General features: G+C 66.1%; 13 protein-coding genes. 2 read left to right on the top strand and 11 right to left on the bottom strand.

The features are described from left to right. Positions 1-44: 44 nt before the first annotated feature. Genes ybeY through miaB form a run of 3 tightly spaced genes read right to left on the bottom strand, consistent with a single transcriptional unit; the run spans position 45 to position 2,984 of the window. Positions 45-518: an rRNA maturation RNase YbeY gene (gene ybeY, locus H4P35_RS20645; protein ID WP_056326604.1), complete on the bottom strand. Its 474-nt coding sequence runs from the start codon at positions 516-518 to the stop codon at positions 45-47. Continuing rightward, positions 508-1,533, bottom strand: a complete 1,026-nt coding sequence (locus tag H4P35_RS20640) for a PhoH family protein (protein ID WP_142053768.1) — start codon at positions 1,531-1,533, stop codon at positions 508-510. Before H4P35_RS20640 ends, ybeY begins: the two co-directional genes overlap by 11 nt. Then, complete coding sequence (gene miaB, locus H4P35_RS20635) at positions 1,530-2,984, bottom strand: tRNA (N6-isopentenyl adenosine(37)-C2)-methylthiotransferase MiaB (RefSeq protein WP_142053770.1); 1,455 nt, start codon at positions 2,982-2,984, stop codon at positions 1,530-1,532. Before miaB ends, H4P35_RS20640 begins: the two co-directional genes overlap by 4 nt. Before the next feature lie 171 nt (positions 2,985-3,155). Here miaB and H4P35_RS20630 point away from each other — a divergent pair, with 171 nt between their 5' ends. Continuing rightward, entirely contained in the window at positions 3,156-3,923 is a 768-nt protein-coding gene (locus H4P35_RS20630; RefSeq protein WP_226846744.1) for a phosphatase PAP2 family protein, read from the top strand. Between the two features lie 135 nt (positions 3,924-4,058). Here the strand turns inward: H4P35_RS20630 and H4P35_RS20625 are convergent, their stop codons facing one another. From H4P35_RS20625 to queA, 8 genes are all read right to left on the bottom strand, one after another. Next, the gene (locus tag H4P35_RS20625) at positions 4,059-4,736 is read right to left on the bottom strand and encodes a VOC family protein (protein ID WP_226849508.1); all 678 of its coding nucleotides are present in this window, start codon (positions 4,734-4,736) and stop codon (positions 4,059-4,061) included. Positions 4,737-4,786: 50 nt separating this feature from the next. Next, the gene (locus H4P35_RS20620; protein ID WP_056326611.1) at positions 4,787-5,104 is read right to left on the bottom strand and encodes a helix-turn-helix domain-containing protein; all 318 of its coding nucleotides are present in this window, start codon (positions 5,102-5,104) and stop codon (positions 4,787-4,789) included. Next, positions 5,101-5,376 (bottom strand): type II toxin-antitoxin system RelE/ParE family toxin, encoded by a 276-nt coding sequence (locus tag H4P35_RS20615; protein WP_342032960.1) that lies wholly within the window; start codon positions 5,374-5,376, stop codon positions 5,101-5,103. The genes H4P35_RS20620 and H4P35_RS20615 overlap by 4 nt, the downstream gene beginning before the upstream one ends. Positions 5,377-5,629: 253 nt before the next feature. Continuing rightward, the gene (secF, locus tag H4P35_RS20610; protein WP_056326612.1) at positions 5,630-6,565 is read right to left on the bottom strand and encodes a protein translocase subunit SecF; all 936 of its coding nucleotides are present in this window, start codon (positions 6,563-6,565) and stop codon (positions 5,630-5,632) included. A gap of 54 nt (positions 6,566-6,619) precedes the next feature. Continuing rightward, on the bottom strand, positions 6,620-8,500 hold the full coding sequence (secD, locus tag H4P35_RS20605) for a protein translocase subunit SecD (RefSeq protein WP_226846742.1): 1,881 nt from the start codon (positions 8,498-8,500) through the stop codon (positions 6,620-6,622). A gap of 108 nt (positions 8,501-8,608) precedes the next feature. Next, a complete protein-coding gene (gene yajC, locus H4P35_RS20600; protein ID WP_042794815.1) occupies positions 8,609-8,953 on the bottom strand; it encodes a preprotein translocase subunit YajC in 345 nt (114 codons plus the stop codon). 231 nt (positions 8,954-9,184) lie between these two features. Then, positions 9,185-10,321 (bottom strand): tRNA guanosine(34) transglycosylase Tgt, encoded by a 1,137-nt coding sequence (tgt, locus tag H4P35_RS20595; protein ID WP_226846740.1) that lies wholly within the window; start codon positions 10,319-10,321, stop codon positions 9,185-9,187. Then, positions 10,318-11,376, bottom strand: coding sequence for a tRNA preQ1(34) S-adenosylmethionine ribosyltransferase-isomerase QueA (gene queA, locus H4P35_RS20590; protein WP_226846738.1), 1,059 nt, complete (start codon positions 11,374-11,376; stop codon positions 10,318-10,320). Before queA ends, tgt begins: the two co-directional genes overlap by 4 nt. Positions 11,377-11,579: 203 nt before the next feature. Here queA and dacB point away from each other — a divergent pair, with 203 nt between their 5' ends. Then, positions 11,580-13,028 carry a D-alanyl-D-alanine carboxypeptidase/D-alanyl-D-alanine-endopeptidase gene (gene dacB / locus H4P35_RS20585; protein ID WP_226849507.1) on the top strand — a complete coding sequence of 483 codons (1,449 nt, stop codon included), beginning with the start codon at positions 11,580-11,582 and terminating at the stop codon, positions 13,026-13,028. The last annotated feature ends 107 nt before the right edge of the window (positions 13,029-13,135 follow it).

The following is a 13,135-nucleotide window of genomic DNA, read 5'->3' as shown; positions in this document are numbered from 1 at the left end:
CCATTTTCCGGCAATTTCTCAGGGTTGACCCGGAGCCGCCGCGCTCAGGCGGCGACGTAGGGGTCGGCAATGCCCATTTGCGCGAGGGTGGCGGTTTCCAGGGCTTCCATGCGCTTGGCCTCGCGCGCCTTGATGTGGTCGTAGCCCAGCGAATGCAGCACCCCGTGGATGGTGAGGTGGGCGGCGTGGTCCAGCAAGGGCTTGCGCTGTTCGCGGGCCTCGCGCACCAGCACGGGCACGCACATGACGATGTCGCCGCGGGCCACGCCCAGCGGGTCGACGCCGTACTCGAAGGTCAGCACGTTGGTGGCGTAGTCGCGGCCGCGGAAGTCGCGGTTCAGGCGGCGGCCCTCGGCCGCGCCGACCAGCCGCAGGCTGAGTTCGGCGGCCGAGAACGCGACCAGGCCGTCTTCATGGGCGGCGCCCAGCGCGCGTTCGGCCCAGCGGCGCAGGCGCCAGCGGGGCAGGCGAGCTTCCTCGACCCCGTACTGCACGGACAGGGACAGCTCAGGCTTCATCTTCGGCGGCGCGGTCGTAGGCGTCGACGATGCGGGCGACCAGGGGGTGGCGCACGACATCGCGGCTGGTGAACTTGGTGGTGGCGATGCCCTGGACGTCATGCAGCACTTTCACCGCATGCGCCAGCCCGCTGACCTGACCGCGCGGCAGGTCGACCTGCGAGGGGTCGCCGGTGATGACCGCCTTGCTGCCAAAGCCGATGCGCGTAAGGAACATCTTCATCTGCTCGGGCGTCGTGTTCTGCGCCTCGTCCAGGATGACGAAGGCGTGGTTCAGCGTGCGCCCGCGCATGTAGGCCAGGGGGGCGATCTCGATGGTCTGCTTTTCGAACAGGCGCTGCACCTTTTCGAAGCCCATCAGGTCGTACAGCGCGTCATACAGCGGGCGCAGGTACGGGTCGACCTTCTGCGCCAGGTCGCCGGGCAGAAAGCCCAGGCGTTCGCCGGCTTCGACGGCGGGGCGGGTCAGCACCAGGCGCTGCACCGTGTCGCGCTCCATGGCGTCGATGGCGCAGGCCACGGCCAGCCAGGTCTTGCCCGTGCCGGCGGGGCCGACGCCGAACGTGATGTCGTGCTTGAGGATGTTGTTCAGGTAGTCGCGCTGGCGCGGCGTGCGCGGACGCAGGTCGCTGCGCTTGGTGCGCAGTGCGATGCCGTCGCTTTCGTCGTCCAGGGCGGGCAGGGCATCGAGTTCCTGGGCCTGCTCTTCCTTGAGCTTGTCTTCCTGGCGGCCCACGCCGATCTCGACCAATCCCAGCTGGATGTCGTCGATGGACAGGGCGCGGTGCACGGCCTGTTCGTGGAACCGGCGCAGGATGCGGCCGGCCAGTTCGGCCCGCTCGCCTTCGATGGTGACGCGGCTGCCGCGGCGCGACAGCTTGACCGTCATGCCGTCGGCAAGCTGCCGCAGGTTTTCGTCCAGGGGGCCGCAGAGGTTGGCCAGGTGGGTGTTGTCGCCGTCCAGGGTGACGATGACGGGCATGCTGCGACGCGCGCGGGAGCGGGGAGTGGTCATTCAGCCTCTTGCGATGTGCGGTCCACGTCGGCAACCCGGGCGCGCAGGGAGTTCGTGTGCGCCTCGGTGATGATGACGTCGACCATTTGTCCGATGAGCCGCGCGGGCGCGGGGAAATTGACGATGCGGTTGTTTTCGGTGCGGCCCATGAGTTCGTTCGGGTCGCGGCGCGAGGGACCTTCCACCAGCAGGCGCTGGCGCGTGCCCACCATGTTGCGGGCAATGGTTGCCGCCTGTTCGTTGATGAGCGCCTGCAGGCGCTGCAGGCGGCGCAGCTTCACGTCCTGGGGCGTGTCGTCCGTCAGGTCGGCGGCGGGGGTGCCCGGGCGGCGCGAATACACGAACGAGAACGACGTATCGAAGCCGACGTCCTCGATCAGCTTGAGCGTCTTTTCGAAGTCTTCCTCGGTCTCGCCGGGAAAGCCCACGATGAAGTCGGAGGACAGCGTGAGATTCGGGCGGGCGGCGCGCAGGCGGCGCACGACCGACTTGAATTCCAGCGTGGTATAGCCGCGCTTCATGCTGGCCAGCACGCGGTCGCTGCCGGCTTGCACCGGCAGATGCAGGAACGAGACCAGCTTGGGCAGGCGGGCGTAGGCGTCAACCATGCGCTGGGTCATTTCCTTGGGGTGAGAGGTCGTGTAGCGGATGCGCTCGATGCCGGGGATCTCGTGCACGTATTCCAGCAGCATCGCAAAGTCCGCGATCTCGTCGGAATCGGTCATGCGGCCGCGGTAGGCGTTCACGTTCTGGCCCAGCAACGTCACTTCCTTGACGCCCTGGTCGGCCAGGTCGGCCACTTCGATCAGCACGTCGTCGAACGGACGCGAGACCTCTTCGCCGCGCGTGTAAGGCACGACGCAGAAGCTGCAGTACTTGCTACAGCCTTCCATGATGGACACGAACGCCGTGGCGCCGTCGACGCGCGGCGGCGGCATGTTGTCGAATTTCTCGATCTCGGGAAAGCTGATGTCGACCTGCGAGCGGCCTTCGTCGCGGCGGCGCTTGATCAGGTCGGGCAGGCGGTGCAGCGTCTGCGGGCCGAACACCACGTCGACGTACGGCGCGCGCTTGACGATGGCTTCGCCTTCCTGGCTGGCCACGCAGCCGCCCACGCCGATGACCAGGTTCGGATTGGTCTTTTTCAGGTGCTGCACGCGGCCCAGGTCCGAAAACACCTTTTCCTGCGCCTTTTCGCGCACCGAACAGGTGTTGAACAGGATGACGTCGGCCTCTTCGGGGTTGTCGGTCAGTTCGAGCCCGCCCTGATCCTCGCGCAGCACGTCTGCCATCTTGTCCGAGTCGTACTCGTTCATCTGGCAGCCGAAGGTGCGGATGTACAGCTTGCGGGGGGAGCCGGCGCCGGGAACGGCCGAAGGCAGGACGGGGGAGCCGCCGTCGCGGGTTTCGCCGGGGACATTGCCCGCGCGCTTGAGAGAAGTTTCTTGCATGATGATCGCCGTGACGGGTGTAGATCCCGGGGGCTGGAAAGAGGGGAAAGGCGGAATTTTAACCCTTGCCCAAAAATTGTTTCTTGGTCGGGCGCGCGTTGGCCGTTACGATAGCGGTCCGAGCGCCGGGTGGCGCCGGCAAGATCTCCTTTTTATGCTCGTGCGGAACCGATGAATTCCAATCGCCTCACGCCTGCGGCAGCCACTCCGTCCCTCGATGGCGGCGCCGGTTCCGCCGTCCAGGACGAATACCGAAATCCCTATCCCACGTCGGTGTGGGCGCTGCTGGCAGGCGCGCTGGCGCTGGCCGCGGCTGCCTGCGCGCTGTGGGTCGACCTGCCGCTTGCAATCTGGATCCAGCAATCGGTGTCGGCTGGCGTGGACCAGTCGTTTGAATGGGTGGGCGAGCTGGGCGAGAGCGGCCATTACATCGCCATGGCGCTGGCGTTCTATGTGATCGGCCTGGTGGGACTGTCGCGCGGGTGGCGCAATCCGCTGCGTGTCAGCTACGCCGCCATGGCGCGCGGCAGCCTTCTGATGCTCTCGACGATGGCGGTGGGCGGGCTGGTGGTGCTGGTGCTCAAGCGCTCCGTGGCCCGCGCGCGCCCCGAGCTGTATTTCGAACAGGGTATCTACGGCCTGGGCGAATCGTTTTCCCGTGCCCAGCAGTTCAATTCCTTTCCTTCCAGCCACACCTACGCCGCCTTTGCCGTGGCGGTGGTGCTGGGCATCCTGGCGCCCCGCTGGCGCTGGATTTTCCTGCTGCTGGCGGCGCTGGTGGCGATCAGCCGGCTGGTGAACCTGGATCACTATCTGTCGGACGTGATGACGGCCGGCGGCATCGCCGTGCTGGTCGGCCACTATCTGGCCCCCCGGGTGCTCGGCAGCAAGTACCAATGGCCGCTGCGCACCCCGTGGCGCTGGTGGAAGAAGGCCTGAGGCAGGGCTTGTGAAGCAGACAAGGCCGCGGAATCCGCGGCCTTTTTTTCGTCCGGTGACGGGGGCCGGGGACGGCGTCCGGTGACGGCGTCCAGTGACGGAATGCCGGTTTAAAACGGGGCCGGCGCGCGCGTGTCAGGCCAGCACTTTGACCCCGGACGGCGTTTCGATCCGCGCACGCAGGCGGGGCGGGCCGTCGGCCTGCTCGACGTCGATCAGGCTATCCGCGCCCATCCAGGCCAACCCCTGGCGCAGCAGCGAGGCGCGGGGATGGCAGCCGGTCAGGCGGAGCAAGCGCAGCGGCTGGCGCGGCAGGGTCGCACCGGGCGGATTCTCGACGTCCCATTGGATCAGCGTGGGTAGCAGGCCTTCGCCAGCTTCGTAGCCGGCCTCGCGCCACGCCGGCAGGCTGCCGTCTTCCGGCACGGTCAGGCGCCAGCGCAGGTCGCCGCGCGTCATGGCGATGGCGGGCGGCAGCCGGTCGGGGTGCTCGGCCTGCATGCGCGTCAGGTCCAGCGGCGCCTCGACACGCGCGGCCCAGTGCGCCAGGAACGGTCCCTGTTCGAGACGCGCGCGCACGTCGCCCTGGTCCAGCCCGAACCAGCGGGGGCGCTCGGGCGCCGGCGCGTCGGGATCGATCGCGATGACTTCCAGATACACGCCGTCCGCCATGCCCAGCACCCGGTTATGGGTGCCCATGCGCAGATGCGCGCCGCCGCCCTGCGGTGCGATGCCCAGCAGTCCGGCGACATATTCGGTACCGCTGGCGAGGTCCGCGGCGGCGATGACGAGGTGGTCGATGGTGAGTTTCATGAGGGGCATGGTAACGAATGCGCGCTCGTTCGTCCGGTTCGGTGTTGGTGTCAAGCCGCGACGGAGATGCCGGCCGCGTCAGATCGGCGGGCTTTGCGCACACGGATTTCAACATGCTGATCCAGCGATACCAGCGCCTGCATCACCCGTTCCAAGGAAATGTTCTGGAGCTTGTACCGCCGCATTTGAGAGATTTTGGGTTGCGTCATTCCGGTCAGCGCAGCGACCTCCCGCTGGCTCAGGGCACGCTGATCGATCAAATCGTTGAACCTGATGGCCAGCTGGACCTTTGCGGTCAACTCGGCCGCGTCGTCAAAGCCAAGGTCATAGAGCACATTTTGCGTGCCGGGATGGGGCGTGCGGGTCATGGAGCGCTCCGGTGGGGATGTTGCCGAACCATTGCACGCTTCAGCCGGCTTGATATGAGATCAAGGTCGGCCTGGGGCGTGCTGATGCCCGACTTGGATTTTTTCTGAAATGCATGCAGTACATGGATGGCGGTGTCGATCTTCATTGCGTAGGCAGTCCGATACGCATTGCCTCGCTCGGTTTCGGCAAGCTGATAAACGCCCGGCCCCAGCCCTTTCATGGCTTTTGCAGCATCGGGCCAACGGCCGCATTGCAGGGTGTACAGCGACATTCCCATTCGCTTTTGCACGGGGAGCGGGAACGCCTTGAAGTCCTTTCTGGAAGATCCTTCCCAGTAGAGAAGCTTGGGTTTTTCTGTCCACACGATATACCTGTTCGGATATACAAATCAACCGCCGTGGCGGGGGATCGGACAAACTAACCAAAAACGGTGGGGTGGACTATTCGTGCTCGCCGCACCTGCCCGTGCCCCAAAAGAAAAACCCGTCGCAAGCGACGGGTTCTTGGTGTCAGGGCCGGGGCAATCAGGCGACTTCGCCTTCTTCGCCTTCCTTCTTGACCGGCTTGATCAGGTCTTCGCGCTTGACGCCCATCCACATGGCCAGCGCGGCGGCGACGAACACCGACGAGTAGATGCCGAACCAGATGCCGATGGTCAGGGCCATGGCGAAGTAGTGCAGGGTGGGGCCGCCGAAGAACAGCATGGCCAGCACCATCATCTGGGTCGAACCGTGGGTGATGATGGTCCGCGAGATGGTCTGGGTGATCGCGCTGTTGATGACTTCGTGCACGTCCGCCTTGCGGTACTTGCGGAAGTTTTCGCGGATCCGGTCCATGATGACCACGGATTCGTTCACGGAGTAGCCCAGCACGGCCAGCACGCCGGCCAGCACCGCCAGCGAGAACTCCCACTGGAAGAACGCGAAGAAGCCCAGGATGATGACCACGTCGTGCAGGTTGGCGATCACGCCGGCCACCGCGAACTTCCATTCGAAGCGGAAGCCCAGGTAGACCATGATGCCGATCACCACGACCAGCAGCGCCATGAGGCCGTTGTGCAGCAGTTCCTGGCCGACCTGCGGGCCCACGAATTCGACGCGGCGCAATTCCACGCCCGAATCGGCGGCCTTCAGCGCGGCCATGACGGTTTCGCTTTGCGTGGCGGACGTCTGGCCTTCCTGCAGGGGCAGGCGGATCATGACGTCGTGCGACGTGCCGAAGTTCTGGACCTGGAAGTCGGTGTAGCCCAGTTTGGACACCACGCCGCGCACGTTTTCAAGCTGCGCCGTCTGGGCGTAGTTGACTTCCATGACCGTGCCGCCGGTGAACTCGATCGACAGGTGAAAGCCGCGGGTGACGATGAAAAAGACCGCCAGCAGGAAGGTGACGAGACTGATGATGTTCAGCACCAGCGCATGGCGCATGAACGGGATGGTGCGGTGAATCCGGAAAAATTCCATTTTTCGCCTTCGGTTCTTTTCTGTGGCGGACGGCCGGGGCCGTCCGCCTTATTTTCAGTTTGCCTTCGGCTTCCAGACTTCGCCGATGGAGATCGAGGTGAGCTTCTTCTTGCGGCCGTAGTACAGATTGGCCAGCGCGCGCACGCCCACGACCGACGAGAACATCGAGGTCAGGATGCCCAGGCAGTGAACCACCGCGAAGCCCCGGATCGGGCCCGAACCGAACGCCAGCAGCGCCAGGCCCACGATCAGCGTGGTCAGGTTCGAGTCGAGAATGGTGCCCCACGCGCGTTCGAAACCGTGATGGATGGCCTGCTGGGGTGTGGCCCCCGCACGCAGTTCTTCGCGTATGCGCTCGTTGATCAGCACGTTTGAGTCAATGGCCATGCCCAGTGTCAGCGCAATGGCCGCGATGCCGGGCAGCGTCAGCGTGGCCTGCAGCATGGACAGGAGCGCAAGCAGCAGCAGCACGTTGAGCGTCAGGCCGATCGTGGAGAACACGCCGAACAGGTGGTAGTAGATGATGATGAACGCGGCGATCGCCAGGAAGCCGTACAGCGTCGAGTAAAAGCCCTTGGAAATGTTGTCGGCGCCAAGGCTCGGGCCGATGGTGCGTTCCTCGATGATGGACATCGGCGCGGCCAGCGCGCCGGCGCGCAGCAGCAGGGCGGTGTCGGCGGCTTCCTCGGAGGTCATGCTGCCCGAGATCTGCACCTGGCCGCCCGCGATTTCGCCGCGGATGACGGGCGCGGTGACCACTTCGCCCTTGCCGTTTTCAAACAGCAGGATGGCCATGCGCTTGTTGATGTTGTCGCGGGTGACGTCGCGGAAGATGCGGGCGCCCTTGGAATCGAGTGTCAGGTGGACGGCGGCCTGCTGGGTCTGCGAATCGCGGCCGGGCTGGGCGTCCTGCAGGTTTTCACCGGTCAGGATGACCTGGCGGCGGACCAGGATCGGACGGCCGTCACGGTCGTTGTAGCGCTCAAGACCAAACGGGACGCTGCCGCCCAGCAACGCGGCCTGCGCGGCGGGGGAGTCGTCGACCATGCGGATTTCCAGCGTGGCGGTGCGGCCCAGCAGTTCCTTGGCCTTGGCCACGTCCTGCACGCCGGGCAACTGCACCACGATGCGGTCCGAACCCTGCTGCTGGATGACCGGTTCGGCCACGCCCAGCTCGTTGATGCGGTTGTGCAGCGTGTTGATGTTCTGCTTGAGCGCGGAATCCTGCACGCGCGTGACGGCGGCCGGGTTCAGGGCGGCCATCAGCAGCTGCTTGCCGTTTTCTTCGCGTTCGGTGAATTCCAGATCGGGCAGGCGCGAGCGCAGCGTCGAGATGGCGCGGTCGCGGTCGTCGGTAGTGGCGAAGGTGGCGGCAATGCCCATGCCGGAGCGTTCGACGCCGGCCACGGGGATCTTCTGGTCGCGCAGCACCGAGCGCACGTCGGCAGCCAGGGAATCATAGCGGGCGGTCAGGGCGCCCTGCATGTCGACCTGCAGCAGGAAGTGCACGCCACCGCGCAAGTCCAGGCCCAGGTACATGGGCTTGGGGGCGAACCAGCCCAGCGCGCGCATCCAGGGCGGCGAGGCGGGCAAGAGGTTCAGCGCCACGGTGTATTGCGGGTCGCCGGGAACGGTGTTGAGCGATTTTTCGATCAGGTCGCGGGCCTGCAGCTGCACGTCGGTCGACGGGAAGCGGGCGCGAACCGTGCCGAGCGTGCCGTTCAGTTCGAAATAGGCGCCGTCGTTGGGAATCTTGGCATCGGCCAGGATCTGTTCCACGCGCGCCAACACGGTCGTGTCGACCTTGACCGTGGCCTTGGCGCTGGACACCTGAACGGCGGGTGACTCGCCGTAGAAATTGGGCAGCGTGTACAGCAGGCCAATGAGGACCGCGACCAGGACCGTAATGTACTTCCAGAGGGGATAGCGGTTCATTGCCGGCTACTTCATTGAAAGAGATGAAAGGGCCGCCCGGGCGAAACGCGGCGGGCGGCGGTAGGCGCCTTCTAGGACAAGAGCCCCGATGGGGCTCTTCTGGGACGCTTACAGGGCCTTGATGGTTCCCTTGGGCAGGACGGTCGACACCGACGACTTCTGCATGATGACTTCGACGGGCTTGTCGGCCAGTTCGGAGACTTCGACGGTGACGTAGCTGTCGTTGACCTTGGTGACCTTGCCGAGCAGGCCGCCGGCGGTGACGACTTCGTCGCCCTTGGCCAGGGCCGCGATCAGGTTGCGGTGTTCCTTCTGGCGCTTCATCTGCGGACGGATCATCAGGAAGTAGAGGATCACGAACATCAGGATGATGGGCAGCATGCCCATCAGCGCATTGCCTTCGGGAGCGGCGGCCTGGGCCACGACGAGGCTGGCGGTATCGATAACGGACATTGAATTCTCCTGCGTTTGAGTCTGTTTGGGTTTATCGCTATGTTTTTGATGCGCCCATCCCCGCGCGAGCCATGGATAGGGCAAGCCGACTATTGTATATAGGTTATCGCCAGCCTTTAACTAGGGTGTCATCCCAGGCGACAAGGCGGCTTCCGCTTGCAGCGGCGGCTGCCCGGTCAAATGGGGGCGAAACCCGCCGGCAAAAGCCCCTGGCGGGGCTTTTTTATCCGGCTACTCGATGCCGCGGGCACGGTCCGCGGCGAACTGGGCGCGCCAGGCGTCAAAACGGCCTTCTGCAATGGCCTCGCGCATTTCCTTCATGATAGTCAGATAGAAGTGCAGGTTGTGCAGCGTGTTCAGGCGCGCGCCGGTGATTTCATTGGCCCGCTGCAGGTGGTGCAGGTACGCGCGCGAGAAATTGCCGCAGGTATGGCAGCTGCAGCTCGGGTCCAGCGGACGGGTATCGTCGCGGTATTTGGCGTTGCGGATCTTGACGTCGCCAAAGCGCGTGAACAGCCAGCCGTTGCGCGCATTGCGGGTCGGCATTACGCAGTCGAACATGTCGACGCCGCGGCTCACTCCCTCGACGAGGTCTTCGGGGGTGCCGACGCCCATCAGGTAACGCGGCGCCTGCGCGGGCAGCTTGGGCGTGACATGCGCCAGGATGCGCATCATGTCTTCCTTGGGCTCGCCTACCGACAGCCCGCCGATCGCGTAGCCGTGAAAGCCGATTTCCTGCAAGCCAGCCAGCGATTCGTCGCGCAGCGACTCGTACATGCCGCCTTGCACGATGCCAAAGAGGGCGTTCGGGTTGCCCAGGCGGTCGAATTCGTCGCGCGAGCGGCGCGCCCAGCGCAGCGACATGCGCATCGACCGGGCGGCCTCTTCGACGGTGGCGGGGCGGCCATCGATTTCATAGGGCGTGCACTCGTCGAACACCATGACGATGTCGGAGTTGAGCGAGCGCTGGATGCGCATCGATTCTTCGGGCGTGAGGAACAGACGCGCGCCGTCGATGGGAGAGGCGAACTTGACGCCTTCCTCGGTGATCTTGCGCATGCCCTGCAGGCTGAACACCTGGAAGCCGCCCGAGTCGGTCAGGATGGGCTTGTCCCACTGCATGAAGCCATGCAGGCCGCCATGCTTTTCCATGATTTCGGTGCCCGGGCGCAACCACAGGTGGAAGGTGTTGCCCAGCACGATCTGCGAGCCGATTTCCTTGAGCTCGTGCGGCATCATCGCCTTGACGCTGCCGTAGGTGCCCACCGGCATGAAGATGGGGGTCTCGACCACGCCGTGGTTCAGCGTGATGCGGCCGCGGCGGGCGCCGCCGTCGGTGGCGAGCAGTTCGAAGTGGAGTCCGGTCATGAGGCAGGGGTTTCGATGAACATGGCGTCGCCATAGCTGAAGAAGCGGTAGCGCGCGGCGACGGCATGGGCGTAGGCGCGGCGGATGGGCTCGACGCCGGCCAGCGCCGACACCAGCATCAGCAGGGTCGACTGGGGAAGATGGAAGTTGGTGACCAGCGCGTCCACCACACGGTACGCGTAGCCCGGGGTGATGAACAGGCGCGTGTCGCCCTGGGCGGTGGCCAGCGGGACGCCGGGGGCGGTTTGGCCCTCGGTCTGCGCGGCGGCCGATTCCAGGGCGCGCACGCTGGTGGTGCCGACGGCGATCACGCGTCCGCCCTGGGCGCGGGCCGCGGCAATGGCGTCCACGGTGGCTTGGGGCACCGTGAACCATTCCGCGTGCATGACGTGGTCGGCCAGGTTGTCCACGCGCACTGGCTGGAAGGTGCCGGCGCCCACGTGCAGCGTCACGAAGGCGCGGGCCACGCCCAGCCCGGCCAGGCGATCCAGCGTCGGCTGGTCAAAGTGCAGGCCGGCCGTGGGCGCGGCGACCGCGCCGGGTTCGCGCGCGTAGACCGTCTGGTAGCGGTCGTCGTCGCCCGCGTCCGCCGCATGCGTGATGTAGGGCGGCAGCGGCGTGGCGCCGTGCGCGTCCAGCAGGTCGAGCACGGGGCCCGGAAAACGGATGTCGAAAAGTTCGCCCTCGCGGCCCAGCACGGTGCCCTCGAAAGCGTCGGCCAGGCGCAGGACCATGCCGGGGCCCGGCGACTTGCTGGCGCGCACGTGCGCCAGGACGCGGTCGGGCTCGGTGATGCGTTCGACCAGCACCTCGATCTTGCCGCCGGTGATCTTGTGGCCGGGCAGGCGCGCCTTGATGACGCGGGTGTCGTTGAACACCAGCAGGTCGTTCGGACGCAGCAGGGAGGTCAGGTCGGCGAACTGGCGGTCATGGAGCTGGCTGGCGGCATCCAGGTGCAGCAGGCGGCTGCCCGTGCGCTGGGCGGCGGGCGTCTGCGCAATGAGCTCGGGCGGCAGTTCGTAGTCGAAATCGGAAACGGTGAAGGACTGGGTCACGCGGGTATCGGGATGAGTGGGACCCGTCGGGCGGGTCTGGGGCAACCGGCTATTGTAATGGGGACGGTTAATAGGGGCGGAACAGGGGCTGGCGCAAATAAATGCGTCTTCTCCGCCGCTCAGGGCGGCCTCGCGCCGCCCGCAACCCGCCCAGGTTTTGTATGCTCTCGGTTTTGCTGGACGAGCAACCGGGTGGGCGTGGCATGACGGGACAAGTGATCAGGCGGGTGGGCGGACTGAAGCAATGGCTGGCCGGCGGTGTCCTGGCCCTGGCCGCGCACGCCGTCTTTGCGCAGGTCCCGGGATTGCCCCCCGATGTGGTCAAGGCCTGGAAGGCGAGCAAGCTGCCGGACAGCTCGCTGTCCCTGGTGGTCCAGGAGGTCGGGGGGCCGCGGCTCGTGGCGCTCAACGCGAAGGAAGCCCGCAATCCCGCATCGGTGATGAAACTGGTCACGACCTGGGCGGCGCTGTCCGAGCTGGGCCCCAATTACGTCTGGCGCACCGAATTCATGACGGCGCCCGGCGCGCGTCCCGACGCCAAGGGCGTGCTGGCCGGGCCGCTGTACCTGCGGGCTGGCGGCGATCCCCAATTCCTGATGCAGGACCTGTGGACGCTGCTGCGCGAATTGCGCCTGCGCGGGGTCAAGCAGATCAACGATCTCGTGATCGACCGCAGCATCTTCGGCCAGGTCGCGACCGACCCGGGCGCATTCGACGGCGCGCCCGACCGGGCCTACAACGCCAGCCCGGACGCGCTGATGGTGGGCTTTGGCGCGCTGCGGCTGCTGTTCACGCCGGACCCTGTCGCCAACAAGTGGGTGCCGCTGATTGACCCGCCGCTGCCGGGCCTGAAAATCGAAGGCCAGGTCGAATGGAGCGATGTGCGCTGTCCGGGCCCGCCGGTGGTCACGACCGACCCGCTCATCACCCAGCAGGGCGTCACCATCCGCGTCAACGGCAAGGTGGCCGGTTCCTGCGGCGAATTCAGCCTGTATCGCCTGGCGCTGTCGCAGCCCGAATACGCCACCGAGGTCTTCCGCATGCTCTGGAAGGAGCTGGGCGGCACGTTCAAGGGACAGGTCCGGTCCGGCATGGTGCCGGCCGACGCGGTGGTGCTGGCCTCGCACGACTCGCCCACGCTGGCCGAGGCGATCCGCCAGATCAACAAGCGCAGCAACAACGTCATGGCGCGCACCCTGCTGCTGACGCTGGGCGCCGAGCGGGGCCGCCGTCCGGCCACCGTCGGCAGCAGCGAGGAAGTGGCCAAGCAGCTGCTGGCCAAGCAGGGACTGGATATGCCCGAGCTGGTCATCGACAACGGCGCGGGCTTGTCGCGCGACGCCCGCGTGTCGGCGGACAGCCTGGCGTCGATGCTGACCGTGGCCTGGAATTCGCCGGTGATGCCGGAATACATTTCGTCCTTCGCCATCGCCGGCGTGGACGGCACCGTGCGCCGCCGCCTGAAGGGCAACGGCACGCTCGGCATGGCCCACCTGAAGACCGGCTCGCTGCGCGACGTGCGCTCGATCGCCGGTTACGTGCTGGGGGCCAGCGGCAAGCGCTACGTGGTCGTCAGCATCGTGAACCACGAGCAGGCAGGCGCCGTCCGCGCCTTTGACGACGCCTTGATCTCCTGGCTCGCCGAACAATGAATGTGAGCCCCCACGCCGCGCGCATTTCATGCGCTAGCTGCCCCCCGAGGGGGCTGCCCCGCCTTGGGGCGGCCCGGAGGAAAGGCCCCCACGCCGCGCGCATTTCA

It is taken from the genome of Achromobacter sp. 77, assembly GCF_020541125.1.
Classification (GTDB): Bacteria; Pseudomonadota; Gammaproteobacteria; order Burkholderiales; family Burkholderiaceae_B; genus Achromobacter; species Achromobacter mucicolens.
The sequence above is the reverse complement of the archived record's forward strand: the minus strand, read 5'-3'. Positions and strand labels throughout refer to the sequence as shown.